General features: G+C 57.2%; 18 protein-coding genes. 12 read left to right on the top strand and 6 right to left on the bottom strand.

Annotation, left to right across the window (positions count from 1 at the left end; genetic code table 11):
• Positions 1 to 37 precede the first annotated feature (37 nt).
• Together C772_RS08410 and C772_RS08405 are read left to right on the top strand one after the other, a co-directional pair.
• Positions 38 to 1,687, top strand: a complete 1,650-nt coding sequence (locus tag C772_RS08410; protein ID WP_008299081.1) for a DUF2207 domain-containing protein — start codon at positions 38 to 40, stop codon at positions 1,685 to 1,687.
• 15 nt (positions 1,688 to 1,702) lie between these two features.
• A complete protein-coding gene (locus tag C772_RS08405; RefSeq protein WP_008299080.1) occupies positions 1,703 to 1,972 on the top strand; it encodes a hypothetical protein in 270 nt (89 codons plus the stop codon).
• 68 nt (positions 1,973 to 2,040) lie between these two features.
• Here the strand turns inward: C772_RS08405 and C772_RS08400 are convergent, their stop codons facing one another.
• A complete protein-coding gene (locus C772_RS08400) occupies positions 2,041 to 2,376 on the bottom strand; it encodes a 2Fe-2S iron-sulfur cluster-binding protein (RefSeq protein WP_008299079.1) in 336 nt (111 codons plus the stop codon).
• A 126-nt stretch (positions 2,377 to 2,502) separates the two neighbouring features.
• Entirely contained in the window at positions 2,503 to 3,138 is a 636-nt protein-coding gene (locus C772_RS08395) for a spore coat protein (RefSeq protein ID WP_008299078.1), read from the bottom strand.
• Between the two features lie 106 nt (positions 3,139 to 3,244).
• Between C772_RS08395 and C772_RS08390 the strand changes: the two genes are divergently transcribed.
• The 6 genes from C772_RS08390 (at position 3,245) to C772_RS08365 (ending at position 8,574) form a co-directional block, all read left to right on the top strand.
• The gene (locus tag C772_RS08390) at positions 3,245 to 3,814 is read left to right on the top strand and encodes a GNAT family N-acetyltransferase (RefSeq protein WP_008299077.1); all 570 of its coding nucleotides are present in this window, start codon (positions 3,245 to 3,247) and stop codon (positions 3,812 to 3,814) included.
• A 160-nt stretch (positions 3,815 to 3,974) separates the two neighbouring features.
• The gene (locus C772_RS08385; RefSeq protein ID WP_008299076.1) at positions 3,975 to 5,294 is read left to right on the top strand and encodes an ABC transporter substrate-binding protein; all 1,320 of its coding nucleotides are present in this window, start codon (positions 3,975 to 3,977) and stop codon (positions 5,292 to 5,294) included.
• Between the two features lie 80 nt (positions 5,295 to 5,374).
• Positions 5,375 to 6,286, top strand: a complete 912-nt coding sequence (locus tag C772_RS08380; protein WP_008299075.1) for a carbohydrate ABC transporter permease — start codon at positions 5,375 to 5,377, stop codon at positions 6,284 to 6,286.
• A complete protein-coding gene (locus tag C772_RS08375) occupies positions 6,286 to 7,182 on the top strand; it encodes a carbohydrate ABC transporter permease (protein WP_008299074.1) in 897 nt (298 codons plus the stop codon). Before C772_RS08380 ends, C772_RS08375 begins: the two co-directional genes overlap by 1 nt.
• A gap of 71 nt (positions 7,183 to 7,253) precedes the next feature.
• A complete protein-coding gene (locus C772_RS08370; RefSeq protein WP_008299072.1) occupies positions 7,254 to 7,487 on the top strand; it encodes a hypothetical protein in 234 nt (77 codons plus the stop codon).
• A complete protein-coding gene (locus C772_RS08365; protein WP_008299070.1) occupies positions 7,447 to 8,574 on the top strand; it encodes an ABC transporter ATP-binding protein in 1,128 nt (375 codons plus the stop codon). The genes C772_RS08370 and C772_RS08365 overlap by 41 nt, the downstream gene beginning before the upstream one ends.
• Before the next feature lie 65 nt (positions 8,575 to 8,639).
• Here the strand turns inward: C772_RS08365 and C772_RS16665 are convergent, their stop codons facing one another.
• Positions 8,640 to 8,798, bottom strand: a complete 159-nt coding sequence (locus tag C772_RS16665) for a hypothetical protein (protein WP_008299069.1) — start codon at positions 8,796 to 8,798, stop codon at positions 8,640 to 8,642.
• A gap of 129 nt (positions 8,799 to 8,927) precedes the next feature.
• Here C772_RS16665 and C772_RS08360 point away from each other — a divergent pair, with 129 nt between their 5' ends.
• The 3 genes from C772_RS08360 to C772_RS08350 all read left to right on the top strand — a co-directional run bounded on the left by C772_RS08360 (position 8,928) and on the right by C772_RS08350 (position 11,350).
• Positions 8,928 to 9,782 (top strand): dimethylarginine dimethylaminohydrolase family protein, encoded by an 855-nt coding sequence (locus tag C772_RS08360; RefSeq protein WP_008299067.1) that lies wholly within the window; start codon positions 8,928 to 8,930, stop codon positions 9,780 to 9,782.
• Between the two features lie 84 nt (positions 9,783 to 9,866).
• Entirely contained in the window at positions 9,867 to 10,253 is a 387-nt protein-coding gene (locus tag C772_RS08355) for a DUF302 domain-containing protein (protein WP_008299065.1), read from the top strand.
• A 107-nt stretch (positions 10,254 to 10,360) separates the two neighbouring features.
• Positions 10,361 to 11,350: a M23 family metallopeptidase gene (locus tag C772_RS08350; RefSeq protein WP_008299064.1), complete on the top strand. Its 990-nt coding sequence runs from the start codon at positions 10,361 to 10,363 to the stop codon at positions 11,348 to 11,350.
• Between the two features lie 31 nt (positions 11,351 to 11,381).
• Here the strand turns inward: C772_RS08350 and C772_RS08345 are convergent, their stop codons facing one another.
• The 3 genes from C772_RS08345 to C772_RS08335 form a co-directional block, all read right to left on the bottom strand.
• The gene (locus C772_RS08345) at positions 11,382 to 12,791 is read right to left on the bottom strand and encodes a sensor histidine kinase (RefSeq protein ID WP_008299063.1); all 1,410 of its coding nucleotides are present in this window, start codon (positions 12,789 to 12,791) and stop codon (positions 11,382 to 11,384) included.
• Positions 12,788 to 13,498: a response regulator transcription factor gene (locus C772_RS08340; RefSeq protein WP_008299060.1), complete on the bottom strand. Its 711-nt coding sequence runs from the start codon at positions 13,496 to 13,498 to the stop codon at positions 12,788 to 12,790. The genes C772_RS08345 and C772_RS08340 overlap by 4 nt, the downstream gene beginning before the upstream one ends.
• 115 nt (positions 13,499 to 13,613) lie before the next feature.
• Positions 13,614 to 15,071, bottom strand: coding sequence for a S1C family serine protease (locus C772_RS08335; protein ID WP_008299058.1), 1,458 nt, complete (start codon positions 15,069 to 15,071; stop codon positions 13,614 to 13,616).
• A 148-nt stretch (positions 15,072 to 15,219) separates the two neighbouring features.
• Here C772_RS08335 and C772_RS08330 point away from each other — a divergent pair, with 148 nt between their 5' ends.
• A complete protein-coding gene (locus tag C772_RS08330; RefSeq protein WP_008299057.1) occupies positions 15,220 to 15,504 on the top strand; it encodes a DUF6509 family protein in 285 nt (94 codons plus the stop codon).
• Positions 15,505 to 15,537 lie beyond the last annotated feature (33 nt).

Here is a 15,537-nt window from a genome sequence, read left to right as displayed (position 1 = left end):
ACGGTATCATGAGAACAGAAAGACGGGAGGTGTCCGGATGAAGCAATGGGTGATGGCGGGGCTGACGGCCCTGATGGTGCTGGCCGGTGCCGTCCCGGCAGCTGCAGCGGAAGTGAAAGTGAGCAGTTCCCAGGTGCGCCTCTGGATTGGGCCGGAGGGTGCGGTAAGGGTCAATGAAATCCATACATATGAGATCCCTGAAGGGACAGGAGAAGTGTTGAGGGACTTTACTTACGGCAACCATGAGAACGTGATCGGCTTCCGTGCCGGAGAGGTGGACGGAGCGGCGCGGGTCGGAGAAGTGGAAGATGATGAGGTACGGCCCGTCGCGGTGCAGGAAAACGGAACCGGCTGGGAACTGCTGCTGGACGGAAGGGGCGGAAAGCGGACGTTTCTTCTCTCGTATCTGCTGGAAGATGCGCTGAAGGTGTACGACGGGTACAGCGATCTCGAGGTGGGCCTGTTTTCCAGCACCAGCTACGAATTTGAGGGGCTCCGGAATCTCGAAGTTTCCGTGATCCTTCCGGGCAATGCCGGCGCCGCTTCAATCCGGCCATATACGAGGAACATGAACGGCTCCGAGGTCGAGCTGAAGGACAATGGCGTCATTTTCCGGGATCCGATCGTCGAGGAACCGCTGGATGCGTCGTACCGCGTATTCTTTCCGTCCGGGGACATGACGGAGGCGGTGAAAAGTGCCGCTCCGGTGCCGCTGGAAGAAGCCGTGAAGGCGGAGGAGGAGCGGTTCACCCATGCCGCCGCCGTGCGGGGGCACCGGGAAACGTTTGAGAAAGCCGGGTTTCCTCTGGCCCTTGCATTTATCCTGGCCGGCCTTGTGAGCCTGGCCGTGCCCCAGCGGCTGCCCATTACGAGAAGAGATGAGGCACTGATCCTTTCCCTGGATCTCGTTTATCTGCACTTTGTCCGATGGGCGGGTCGCTTCACGCCGCGTGCGGCGGACGCCATGCTGTACGGGCTGCTCGAGAAGGGGGCAGTGTCCGTCACCGGCGGGCCGGATGCAAAGGTCTGGGAGGTGAAGGGCAGTACGGACCGGCTTGAACCGCATGAGCAGCTGTTCATCAGGAAGCTGTTCCGGGATACGGTCGGCCGGAGCACCCTCGGACCGCGGGAACTCGAATCGGACAGGGCAGAAAAAGCACTGAGGGAGTGGCACGGGGCTGTCCTTCACATGCTGGAAGAAGCCGGGACGATGAACCTCAGGATTCCGAAGCGCGTGCTGCTGATTTCAGCGCTCGTCCCGACGGCCGCCGCCATCATCGGCGCGGTCGTCGCCGCGATGCCGGCGGGATGGCTTGCGGCATTTTTGGCAGGCATAATCGTCTTCTTGTATGTACATATGAAGAAAATGCACTGGCGCTGGCTTGCCGTTGTATACGGGGTTTACCTGACCTTCGGCGTGGCTGCGGTTGACGTGCCGGGCACCGGGGCGGTGATCCTGCTGTTCGTCATCGGCTATCTTCTCGTGTGGCTCTTTTTCCCGCGTACGCTTCTCGTATCCCGGTTTGCCTACCGGGTGAAGTATGCGATCAACCGGCTGATCTACACCGACGACCGCTTCCGATTGCCGGACGGGACGCCGGAAGAACGCCGGCTGCGCGAGCACCGGGTACACATGCTGGCCCCGAAATTCAGAGGGCTGGCGCGGTTATATAGGGACTGGGTGTAGGAAGGGGTGAATCGGATGGGTGACCTGATTGTTCTGCTGCTCGGATTCCTGGAAACGCGATGGCCGACAAAGAAAAACCGCCTGATCAGCCGGCGGATGAGGCGATTGAAGAAAAGCGGAATCTGGAACGGTCTGAACGTCCGTTACGGCCCCGTCGTGCTGGGCAGCACGGAATTCCGGGAATTTATTCGGGAACAGGAAGTGGAGACGATCCTTGACGACCCCGGGCGTACGGATGAATTTTTGCAGGAGCTTGACGGGTATGTAAAAGAGCGGGGATTGTAGGGGATTGCCATAGTACGAAAATGCTGATCTAAAATCCCGATTCCCATTTTTCGGGGCCCAATCCCGTATTAGTCCGCCGGCCTTGGGCCAACTGGCTTGCCGGTATTCTCCGCCGTCATGATTGGCCGAACCGTAATATCCCCATTAATGATAATCTGGCAAGATAAACGCAAACAATCTTCGAACAGCTGATCGTCGATTCCTATATTCGTGAAGGCGTTCTTTTCCCTGGTGGTGACCTCCAGGTAATCACCTGCCAGAACTTCTACTCTGCAAGTCGTGCATTTGGCATTTCCTCCGCAGCGATGAAGGATATTTACGCCGTTATCTTCAAGTGCCAGCACTAATTTTTTGCCGTTCTGCGCTTCAAAAGTATCTCCGCCAACTACAGTTACATATGGCATCGTCTGATCACCCTCTTAAAATGATTCTACAGTTATTCTCTTCCTTCACCATTTTTAGTACGAACACAATAAAAAGCATGCGGACCGCCAATGGGTCCGCATGCTTTTTCTCCGTTCATGCAGCGGTTACTGCATGCCTCCCTGATTGCCGGCCGGTGAATAGGCGTTCAGGATGGCCTGCATGTCCTGTTCTGCCAGCTGAGGCACCTGGTAGTAATGGTGCTTGTTCTGGTAGATCGACAGCTCGTAGGCCATTTCGATGCAGTTCGGCACCGAGTCGGCGAGCACGCGGCGGACGACCGGGTTTGTCGTCTCCAGTGCTGCGGCCGTGCAGGCTGTCGCGCCGGCTTTGTGGCCCGACAGAAGGAAGCCGGAGATGGCTGCGTCGTTCAGCTCCTGCGGAGATTGCATCGGCTTTTTCGGCTGGGACTGCTTCATGCCGTACACCCAGTCGTTGCCGCCCGCCATCTTGTAGCTCTGCGTCGGCATCTGCGGGTCGGTTCCCGTCTTAAAGCAGTCGACCAGCGTGTTGTAGGACTGCTGCATGAACCGGTACTGGCGGTCGATGATATCGATGAGCTCCGGATCCTGTGCATGCGGGCGCATCAGCGTCGACATGTCCATCGCGCCGATCATCGTCGACAGCACTTCGTGGACATCGAACACTTCGTGTCCGCCGTGGTTCATCTGCTGGCCCACCTGTCCGGTATGCATGTTCGGGTGCGTCATGTTCTGCTGATCCTGGCCGAAGTTTTGCGTCATCTGCATATTCCCTCCATTTTTCATGATGGCCGAACACGGATAGTATCCACTTTCCTTCACCTGTTATGCATCCGCTATAATGGACGGTAACTGGAGGGACAGAACGATGAAAAAATTGGAATTTGAAACGGAGCGGCTCATTCTCCGGCCATACCGGGACGCGGACTATGCCGCATGGCTCGCGGGACTTGAGGGCAGGGGAATATCCAGCGGCCCTTACGACGAAGGCAGGCCCCGAGACCTGTCCGGCGCCACGGAAGAGTGGTTCAGGGAATGGATCCGCGGATTCCATGAGGCGGCGGAAGCGGATGACATGGTCATCCTCGGAATCTTCCGGAAGTCCGACGGGGCGAATATCGGCAAGGTCGAACTGATTACGATTCTCCGGTTCGACTACGACTGGGCCATGATGGGCTACCATATCAACAACCAGTACTTCCGCCAAGGGTACGGCAGGGAAGCCGTATCGGCCGCTGCAAGATTCTTTATGCGCAAGCTCGGGTTCCACCGGATCGAGCTCCATATCCGCCCCGACAATCTTGCTTCCCGGCGGCTGGCGGAAAGCGCAGGGTTCAGGTACGAAGGCACGCGGAAGCAGTTCGCGAAGGAAGGCGGACTCTGGCGTGACTATGACATTTTCACTATGATTAAGCAGGAAAAGGCAGGCTGTCATTAATCGACAAGTCCTGCCTTTTTTCGACAGAAAGACTTTGGAACTATTTGAATTGCGCGTCTAATCTTGTAAGATAGTGAAGAAGGTTTACTTCGCGTGTCGAAGTGGAAAGAGAAGAAAGGTCTGCCCATACATAACTTAAAAAAGAATAGGGGGAAGCGTCATGAAACGATTTAAGTGGGTGCCGGTTCTGCTCATCCTGATGCTTGTTTTGTCCGGATGCAACGGATTTACCAAAGGCGGATCCGGCGCTGAGGAAGTCGAAGCGGAAGGCGACAAGGTCACACTCGATTTCTGGACGTTCTGGGGATCTGAGATCCGCCGTCCGATCATCGAACAGATCATCGAGGACTTCAATAATTCCCAGGACGAGATTGAAGTCAAGCATACTTTTATTCCTTGGGGAGACATCTGGACAAAGGAACTTGCGGCGATCGCGGCGGGCGACCCGCCTGATGTGGTCATCAACGACATCAACGCGACCGCACTCCGCGGAAAGAACCAGCAGGCAGAGAACCTCTCGAAATACCTGGAGGAAGACGACATCTCCGGCGACTTCTATGAGGAACTTTGGAATGCGACCCTCTATGAAGGCGATTCCTATGGCATTCCGTTCAACACGGACACCCGTGTCCTCTTCTACAACAAGGACGCTTTCGAAGAAGCGGGACTCGATCCCGAGCAGCCGCCGAAAACATGGGACGAGCTGCGTGAGTATGCGGACAAGCTTGACGTGAAAAACGGCGACAAGTACGAGCGCATCGGTTTCTATCCGCTGTTCGGTGTCGGGACGGACGTCTGGATGATGAATGCGGACAATGTCAACTTCATCGACGAAAACAGCGAAGTCCAGGTTAATACGCCGGCGAAGCTCCAGACGCTGGAGTGGCTGAAATCATGGCACGACAAGTACGGCGAGAACAACATCAACTCCTGGAAGGCACAGATGGAGAGCCAGCAGGCCAACCCGTTCTTCTCGGGTGATCTCGCGATGCTCGTCCAGCAGCCGACCTTCTATACACAGATCCGTGACTACGCACCTGACCTGAACTTTGGTGTCGCACTTCTTCCTGAGAAGGAGCCGGGCAACGGCCATACGAGCTGGGGCGGCGGCTTTGTCGCCGAAATCCCTTACGGCGCGGAAAATCCGGATGCGTCATGGGAGTTCATCAAGTACCTGACGGGCAAGGAAGCGCAGGAATACTGGGCGGTCAAGAACTTTGATAACGTCGCAAACGTAGAGGCGTCAGAGAGCGCGGCTTCGAGCGATGAGTTCGATGACAACGGCAAGATGGTGTATGAGCTGGCCGTCGAGGCGATGCCACAGACGATGCTGACACCGGTTCCGCTTGCAGCCCCGGACTTCACGACATTGGTCAATCCGGAATTCGACAATGTCTACCTCGGCAAGAAAACGCCGGAGCAGGCGATGAAGGATGCGCAGGCGGCAGTGGAAAAGCTGATTGAGCAAAATGCGAACTAAGCGGTCATAAACAGGGAAGGGGGGCGGAGCCGCCCTCCTTCTTTTCATTACATAAAGTCACGACAAGGAGGCTAGACGGGATGGCCGGAAAGCGCAGATTCAACTACAAGACGAAAGAAGGACTTCAGGGGTATCTCTTTATCCTCCCGTGGATCATCGGATTCATCGTATTCACGGCGGGCCCGCTGCTGTTCTCCTTTGCAGCAAGCTTCACGAACTATAACGTCACCTCACAGATGGACTTTATCGGGCTGAGCAACTATGAAAAGCTGTTCTCGGGTGACCAGCTGTTCTGGACATCGCTTTACAACACCCTTTATTATGTCCTGTTTTCGGTGCCCCTTACGACGGCCGGAGCCATTCTTTTGTCGGCGCTCCTGAACCGGGATATCCCGGGCATGCGGCTGTTCCGTACCATCTACTACCTGCCTGCCGTTCTGTCCGGGGTCGGTGTCTACCTGCTCTGGATGCAGCTGCTTGAGCCGGGGACCGGCATGGTGAACACGGTCCTTGCCTGGTTCGGCATCCAGGGGCCGAACTGGCTGTTTGACCCTGAATGGACCAAGCCGGCACTGATTTTCATGAAGCTGTGGAGCGTCGGGGGCGGGATGCTGCTTTATCTGGCTAGCATGCAGGGCATCTCAAAGAGCCTGTACGAGGCGGCCGAGATCGATGGCGCCAATGCCTGGCAGCAATTTACCCGCATAACGATACCGATGATCACGCCCGTCATCTTCTTTGATATCGTGACGAGCCTCATCGGCGGCTTCCAGATTTTCCAGGAGGCCTATGTCATGTCGAACGGTGAGGGCGGTCCGGTCAACTCGATGCTTTTCTATAACCTTTATATGTGGCAAAAGGCGTTCGAGGCGTTCGACATGGGCTATGCGATGGCGATGTCGTGGATCCTGTTCGTCATAGTTTTTGCACTGACGATCGTCAACCTGAAGCTTGCACCGAAATGGGTGCATTATGAAGGGGGCGGGAAGTAATGGTCAAACAGACAGCCGCCGCACGCCCGAAGCTTTCCAAACCGAAAGTCTCGCATTTTGAAACCATCCAGGGACGCAGGCAGGCACTCAACGTCATCAACTGGGTCCTGCTCGCGGCCGGCAGCATCCTCATGCTGTCCCCGCTCTGGTGGATGCTCGTCACGTCCGTCAAGACAATGCAGGAAGTGATGACCTACCCGCCCACGTTCTGGCCGGAAAGCTGGAACTGGAGCAACTACATGAAAACGTGGGAAGCGGCCCCATTTGACCTGTATACGGTCAACACGCTGACGATCACGATCCTTGTCGTGATCGGAAATGTGTTCGTGAACTCGTTTATCGCCTACGGATTCGCGAAGGTCCCGTTCAAGGGGCGCAATGCGCTGTTCGCGATTGTCCTGTCAACGATGATGATCCCGGGATTCGTCACGCTCATCCCCCAGTATGTGCTGTTTGCGAAGTTGCAATGGCTGAACACGTATTATCCGCTGGTGATCCCGGCGTTTTTCGGGAGCGCGTTCAACATCTTCCTGCTCCGGCAGTTTTACATGACGATTCCGGATGAGCTGATCGAAGCGGCCAAGATGGAAGGGGCGAGCCACTTCTGGATCTGGTGGAAAATCGGCCTCCCGCTCACGAAGCCGGCGCTCGCAACTGTCGCCATCTTCTCGTTTAACGGGGCGTGGAACGATTTCCTCGGACCGCTCCTTTACGTGAATGACGAAAACCTGTACACACTTCAGCTCGGTCTCCAGGTGTTCAAGGGCCAGATGAGCACACAGTGGAACTACCTGATGGCCGGATCGCTTCTTGTCCTGCTGCCGGTGATTATCCTGTTCTTCTTTTTCCAGAAGTACTTTATCCAGGGCATCAACCTGCAGTCCGGAGGGAAGTGACGCCGTGCGGCTGATGAATCCGCCGGCTGCCGCATAAAGTGGGAAGCATGCGGACGAAAGGGGAAATGGACATGCTGAAAATCGAAGTAAAACGCACGGTCAGGGACACGGAAAAGGCGGAGCCGGTCCGGGAATTCAGTTTCCAGGCAAGCACGCTTGTCCTGCTGCTTGCCTTCCTGCCGGTCGCCATCCTGCTTCTCATGCCAAGACCGTTCAACCAGACATTCAACTTCAATCAGGCGATAGGGGAAAAGGAGAAATCACATGGTCAAGATCGAACTCAAGAACATCTCCAAAACGTATGACAAAGACGTCACGGCGGTAAAGGACTTTAACCTCGAGATTGAAGACGGGGACTTTATCGTCCTCGTCGGGCCGTCCGGCTGCGGGAAGTCGACGATGCTCCGCATGATCGCCGGACTTGAAGAAATCACGGACGGCGAGTTCGTGATGGACGGCCGGCTCATGAACGACGTTCCTCCGAAAAACCGGGATATTGCGATGGTGTTCCAGAACTACGCGCTTTACCCGCATATGACCGTCTACGACAATATGGCGTTCGCATTGAAGATGCGGAAATTCAAGAAAGAAGAGATCAAAAAGCGTGTCACCGAAGCCGCGAAGATCCTCGGCCTCGAGGACTATCTGAAGCGGAAGCCCCGTGCCCTCTCGGGAGGGCAGCGCCAGCGCGTCGCACTCGGCCGGGCGATTGTGCGGGATGCCAAGCTGTTCCTAATGGACGAGCCGCTCTCGAACCTGGACGCGAAGCTCCGTTTCCAGATGCGCGCGGAGATCTCCAAGCTCCACAACCGGCTGAAGACAACGACCGTCTATGTCACCCACGACCAGACCGAGGCGATGACGATGGCCACCCGGATCGTCATCATGAAAGACGGCGTCATCCAGCAGGTCGGCGCGCCGAAGGACGTCTACGACTATCCGGAAAACACATTCGTCGGCGGATTCATCGGATCGCCCGCGATGAACTTTTTCAGCGGGGAAGTGCGGGACGGCGAATTCATCACGGCCGACGGCATCCGGCTTCCGCTTCCCGAGACGAAAGCACAGGCGATGAAGGCTGCCGGCTACGGCGAAGGCCCGGTTACGATGGGCATCCGGCCGGAGCATGTCACGCTGGAGCCGCCTGCCGCTGCAGGCCAGTCCCTTGCTGCCGTGGACTCGGAGGTCATCGTTTCCGAGCTGACCGGAGCGGAGACCCTTCTTTATTCGAAACTCGGCAGCCAGGAGCTGATTGCCCGAATCGACTCGGGACTGGACCTCCGAACAGGAGAGACCGTCCGGCTTGCCTATGATATGGAACTCGCCCACTTTTTCGATGCCCGGAGCGGAGACCGCCTGAAGCTCGGGGAAGAAGCGGCAATCTCGGTATGAATGACAAACGCCGTTCCGGAAATTGCCGGAACGGCATTTTTATTGATTTTTGCACATGCTAAATATCATTCAGATTGCTGGTCCTTATTTTGTGTCTCCGCCGCGTCCCGTGCCTCTTTCTTGATGTCATCCAGTTTTTCCTCGGCCTTTTTTGCAGCGTCATTGGCTTTTTCTGACCATTTGCCGTTCTGCTGATTTTTATCGTTTTCTGCGTAGCTCTTCATCAGAATCGCTCCCTTTCTGTTCTTGCTCCTATTATTCCCGGGTGTCCGGGAACGAAACAGCCTGTTTTTCTCCGGCCCGATTGGGGAAAAGTAAACCGATTACGGCTTTGAAGTGGAGGAGAAGAAAAGTTGACACTGCCGAAGGACGAGACATCACAGATTGAAGTCAGCACAGAGTACGGCACACTCCGGCGGGTGATTCTTTGCCCGCCGCGCTATATGGCCATCGAAGAAGCGATCAACGAAGTGCAAAAGCAGTACGAAGATGAAAACATCGACAGGGAGCGGGCGATGGATCAGTACCGCGCATTCCGCGATACACTGTGTGCTCACGGTGCGGAAGTGATCGAACTGGAACCATCCGAGGAATTTCCTGAGCAGGTGTTTACCCGCGACATCGGATTCGCGGTCGGTGACGAGCTGTTCATTTCCCGGATGGCAAGCGAGATCCGCCAGGGCGAGGAGGAAGCGCTGGAAAATCTTCTCCGCGAAAAAGGCATCCGTTACCGGAAACTGGACGGCGGAAGGATTGAAGGCGGGGACGTCATCGTCGACCGGGACATCGTCTATGTCGGAGTCAGCGACCGGACGTCCCGCGATGCGATCCGGATGCTGTCAGAGGAGCTCCCGGAACATGAAATCATACCGGTCGAATTTGACGGGAAATACCTGCACCTCGACTGTGTCTTTAATATCCTGTCGCCGGAGACGGCACTGATCTTCCCGGAAGCGCTGAACCCGGAAACCGTTGAGAAGCTCGGCGGTAAATATAATCTGATTGACGTGAACGCGGACGAGCAGTTCACGATGGGCACGAATGTCCTGTCAATCGGCGCGGGCAAGCTGTTCAGCCTGCCCGTCAATCCTGAAGTCAACCGTGCCATGCGTGAGCACGGCTATGAAGTCATCGAAATCGACTTTACGGAAATCATCAAATCGGGCGGCTCGTTCCGCTGTTGCTCGATGCCGGTGGAGCGAAGCTGACTATTTCCCAGAAATTCGACTCATTTCCCGGGAAATAACGTTATTTCCCGGGGAATCGACAAAACCAAAAGGGGAGGAATCAACATGTTCGACTACACGAAGGAAACGGTGAAATCCAGAGAAGAAGCGATCCATTCCCTTAAAGACGAGTTGGCCGGTGTGAAATTCGGCGTGCTATGGGAACTCGACATGACCGATACGCTGCAGCAGAAAGGGCAGGATTTCGACAAACCGATCACGATCCTCGAAGTGTGCAACCCCGCGGCAGCGGCTGAAGTACTGAAGCAGAATATGAGAATCGGGTATCTGCTTCCGTGCAAGGTTGCGGTCTATGAGGAAGACGGAACCACCCGGATCGGCATGCCGAGGCCGACGGATCTTCTCGGCCTCACCGGAAAGGAAGAGATCCTCCCATTTGCCGGAGAGATCGAAGAGACCCTGAAAGGCGTCATTGACCGGGCGGCGAAATAAAAGTGAGCTTAATGTTAGCTTGATTCAACCTTAATATAACCGCATATTGCCACTCATGAGAATGGGGAGGCCGGCAAGCCTAAGAGGGTGAAGGGAGGTTATGACCCGTGCGCCACGCCATCTGGCTGCCGGCCTATTTGCTATTGCTTTCCGTCCTTTTTGTCACAATCGTCCGGGCAGAAGGTTCCGGGGAGGAAACGGAGCAGTCCATTGCTGAAGAGCGGATGAATCTTTACATGACGTACGAGACGCCTGCCGTCCCGTGGCATACGCTGGCTGCAATCGACCGGTACGAGCGGAACATCCAGCGTGTCCGGAATGATCTGGAGGAGATCGAGGGTCCCATCGCGTTCCGCTTTGAAGATGAATTCTGGGCAGGCGCCCCGAATCCGAAGCAGAAAGAACATGATCCGGCCACCATCGAGTTTTTCGAAGGAGGCGGCCTGGACGGCAACGGTGACGGCAAGGCCGACCCGGAAGATCCGGAGGACATTCTTTATACACTGGCAAACACGATCGGCAACAAAGGCGGAGACGTGCAGGACCGGCGTCTCGCGCTATACGAATTCTTCGGCAGCGAAGAGGCCGTGCGGCAAATTATGACGATAGACGAACTGTTCCGCAGCTTCGGCACCATCGAGCTCGACGCCCATGTGTTTCCTTTGCCCAAGACCCACCACTACACCTACAGGAGCACATGGGGCGCCAGACGCGGCTGGGGCGGCCGACGGATGCATGAGGGGACCGATCTGTTCGCCTCGTACGGTGTTCCGGTCCGTTCCGTTACCTATGGCGTGATCGAGATGAAGGGCTGGAACGAGTTCGGCGGCTGGCGGGTCGGGATCCGCGATGCTCACAACGTATATCATTATTACGCTCATCTCTCGGGCTTTGAAAAAGGAATCGAAGAAGGGCAGGTCGTCGAGCCTGGAACCGTCGTCGGCTATGTCGGCAGTTCCGGCTACGGCAAGGAAGGCACTTCCGGCAAGTTCCCGCCCCATCTCCATTACGGCATGTACAAATTCGACGGTCGCTCCGAGTGGGCGTTCGATCCATACCCGTCGCTGAGCCGGTGGGAACAGGAAGAAAGGAAATAGCGAAAGGGCCTTCCCGATGCGGGAGGCCCTTTTACTCTTGGGGAGGAAAGCGCAGCACAAACCTTGTGCCGGCACCTTTTTGGCTTTCGACATCGACAGTTCCGCCGTGCAGCCTGACAAGCTGCCGCACGATCGACAGGCCCAGGCCGAATTCCCCGAACGGGTTGGACGTCCGGGAGACGCCTGCGCGGTAGAAGCGGTCCCAGATACGCTCGACATCTTCCGGATCGATGCCTTCGCCGGTATCATTGATCTCGATGACTGCTGACCCGCCGTCCATGTACCCCCGCAGCGTGATCGTCCCCTCACGGGTGAACTGGATGCTGTTTTTCGTGATGTTGATCAGGATTTGGGTCAGGCGGTCGTAGTCGGCGAAGACGAGGACGCTGCTGTCCGCTTCCGCACGGATGGCGTTGCCTTTTTCTTCGGCGAGCGGCTCCAGTTGCTCGGCGATCAGCGGCAACAGCTCATCCAGCAGGATCTCCGTTTTCTCGAGCGTGATCTGGCCGGAGCGGATCTTCTCATAGTCCAGGTTTTCATTGACGAGACGGATCAGCCGGCGGGTTTCCTTGCCGGCCAGGGCGAGCGCCCGCTCCCGTTCCTGTTCCTGGATCATGCCGTCCCGGAGGCCGTCAAGCGTCCCGCGGATCGTCGTGAGCGGCGTGCGCATCTCATGGGAAACATCTGCGATAAACTGCCGCCGGCGGTTCTCAAGCCGGTCGATTTCATCCATCGATTCCTCCAGCTGTTCCGCCATCCCGTTAAAGTCCTCGGACAGCTCGCCGATCTCATCCACTTTTGAGGAGGGGACGCGCACCGAATAGTCGCCGGAAGCGACGAGTGATGCCGCGTTACGCAGCCGCTTGAGCCGTTTTACATGGAAGGCGGACAGGCCCCATCCGAGCAGAAGGGAGGCGGCAAGCGCCGCAAGCATCGCCCAGAGCAGGTAGCGGTTCAGCTCGGAAATGATCTCACGCGACCCGGAGATCGGGGAAGTGAGCAGCACGCCTCCGGTGAACTGTCCGCCCCGGATATAGGGCAAAAGGGTGAAGGTGACTGCGACATCCGACCGCTCAAACTCCTGGTTCACGATGATGGCCTGTCCGTTCCGGATCTTGTCCCATTCTTCCTGGCGCAGCTTAATGAGAGACGCGGGCCTGCCCGAAGAGTAGATCACCGCGGAGTCCGAGTCGAACAAACTGAACTGGATGTCCCTGCCTTCCAGTACGCGCCCATATTCGCCGAGGATCCGCCGGGTCTGCCCCGGCTCTTCCGACAGGTCGCCCATCAGATTGCGCCCGTAGGACACGAGCTCATCGGTCTTGTCCTCATAAATCAGCTGCTCGGCGAAGTGGGCGAACAGCAGTGTCAGGATGAGGAAGGCGATCAGGAGGACGCCGATATGGCTGGCGATCAGCTGATAGAGATACCGGAACTTCATCCGTCCGTCTCCTCGAACCGGTAGCCGACGCCCCAAACCGTATGGAAAAACTGCTGCCCGTCCGATTCCGTCTTGGAGCGGAGGCGCTTCACATGCACGTCCACCGTCCGGTCATCGCCGTAGAATCCGTATCCCCATACATTTTCGATCAGCTGCTCACGCGAGAAGACCTGTTTGGGATGACGGGCGAAGTGGGTGAGCAGATCGAACTCCTTCGGTGTGAGGCCGGGCAGCGGCTCGCCGTCAAGACGCACTTCCCGGGTTTTCTCGTTGATCAGGAAATGCCGGGTCCGGATGATGCCTTCTTCCTCCGGCTGCGGCTGTTTCCCGTATCGGCGGGTCACGGCGCGGATCCGGGCCATGAGCGCAGCCGGGCTGAACGGCTTCGTTACGTAATCGTCCGCTCCGGTTTCAAGCCCCGTCACCTGGTCTTCCTCGCCGGTCTTCGCCGTCAGCATGATGACCGGAACATCGAGTCCCGCCTCGCGGACTTTCCGGCAGATCGTCACACCATCCATGCCCGGAAGCATCCAGTCGATGATCAGGCAGTCATACTCGCCCGTCATCGCCTCCCGGTAGCCCGCGTCCCCGTCTGTTATAAATGTACCGTCGATGCCTTCCTTCGAGAAAAACATCCCGATCATCGACGCCACGCTCTCGCTGTCTTCAATGACGAGAATCCTCACTGCCTCCGCCTCCTTTCCCATCAGATCTCACTCCTTTCAGTATAATCAAAGCTTTAACCTGCCTGCAAAAAAGGAAGGTGCCTGGCGCCCGCAATAAAAACCCGCCGGCAACCTGCTCCCGGCGGGCACTGCCCCATCAAGACGGGGAAGAAGCTTTATTCGAGCCGAGCGTGACCGGGACCTCCGTTTTCTTGCCTTCACGGTAAACAGTGAACACGGCCTGGTCGCCGACTTCAAGTTCGGAGTAGAGGTAGCGGCGCAGTGCCTGGCCGTCCTCGATCTCCTCGCCGTCGATGGCGGTAATGACATCGCCTTCCTTGATGCCTCCCTTTGCAGCGGCGCCTTCCGGATCGACACCCGCGATGTAGACACCCTGAGAGATGTCGTTCGGCAGGCCTTCGAGGTAGCCGCGAGGAATCTGGGCAACATCATACATCGAGATGCCGGCGTAAGGCCGCTCGACATGGCCGGATTCCATCATTTCCTCAACGAGCGGCACGACATCATTGGATGGGATGGCGAACCCGAGGCCTTCGACGCCTGAGCCGCCGATTTTCAGGCTGTTGATGCCGATCACTTCGCCGTTCATGTTGACGAGCGCGCCGCCGGAGTTCCCCTGGTTGATGGCGGCATCGGTCTGGATGACGTTCATCTCCCATTCGCCGGCGGACGTGTCAACACTGATCGAACGGTCGGTCGCGCTCACGATCCCTTCCGTCACGGAGCGTGACAGCTCGAGCCCGAGCGGGTTGCCGATCGCGACGACCGAGTCTCCGGCGCGGAGCGCGTCAGAGTCGCCGAATGCAAGCGGTTCGGCATCCACCAGGTTCGCATCGACCCGGACAACGGCAAGGTCGCTCAGGGCGTCCGCGCCGACCAATTCGGCCTCTGCACGTTCACCGTTTTCCAGGGAGACTTCGAGTTTGGATGCCCCTTCAACAACATGGTTGTTCGTCACGATGTAGGCGGACTCATCGTTTTTCTTGATGATGACGCCGGAGCCCGTGCCCGCAGGGATCGATTGGCCGCTGCCGGCGCCGCCGAACGGGTTGCGCTGCTGTTGCTGCTGGTAGTTCACGATGCCGACGATCGAGCCGGAAACCTGCTCGACCATATCGGCAAGCGATCCGTCGGTCGACACCTTCGTTACTTCACCTGTCGACTGCTGCGACTCGGACTGCAGGCCGCTCTCCGCGGGCTCGTTTGTCTCTGCAGGATCTCCGTCAAGGAGCGGAACGGCGATGGCCATTGTCAGGACAGAGCCTGCGACCCCGCCGCCGATCGCCTGCAGCCAGCCTGCGCCGCCGCGCTTTTTCTTTTCGCGGCTGTCTCGCGCCTGCACGGGGGCAGAGGGTTCTTCCGCGGCGCCGGGCATGTCGGACCGGTAGGCTTCCTCGCGTGTTTCTTCCGGGGATTCTTCCGTACTGAAGCGGGCCGGTTCCGTCAGCCGTTCGTCCGGAATCTGGTCGGGCACCCCGTCCTCGCCGTGCTGCCATTCCTGTTCACGGATGTCCGGCTCGGCCGGATTGTGGTTCGGTTCATTTATAGGATCATGCTGATCGCCGGGTTCCCGGCCGTTTTGGTGATTGGTCATCTGCACTTCCTCCTTGCTTCTGTTAACTCCACTTTAAGGGACAGATATGAACAAACTATTAACAATGCTTTTATTGGATTTCCCCGCGTCCCGCGCGTCCCTCTCGGGTATAATATAACCACCATCACGGAACGGAAGGATGTTGCACATGGAAATCACGGGCCACACGGTCGAGCTTCTGAACGACCCGACGGGAATCATCGAAGGGGACCGCTATGAGTTCTTCCTGGATCTCGACCTCGACGAAGAGGACGAGCTGTACACGGAAGGCGGCGTGAAACTCCGCGTCCTGTTTGCTGCCCACGACGGCCGCGAATGGATTGCGAATTACGACTTCATCGAAGCTGCCACCGGCAAGGCAATGGGCTTCGCGCTTGAAGAAGACGAGGAAAAAGAGGTCCTCGATTACTGCCGTACCCATAAGGACGCATGACCCCGCGGACCGGATGCACCGGTCCGCTTTTTC

The organism is Bhargavaea cecembensis DSE10 (assembly GCF_000348905.1).
Lineage (GTDB): Bacteria > Bacillota > Bacilli > Bacillales_A > Planococcaceae > Bhargavaea > Bhargavaea cecembensis.
The sequence above is the reverse complement of the archived record's forward strand: the minus strand, read 5'-3'. Positions and strand labels throughout refer to the sequence as shown.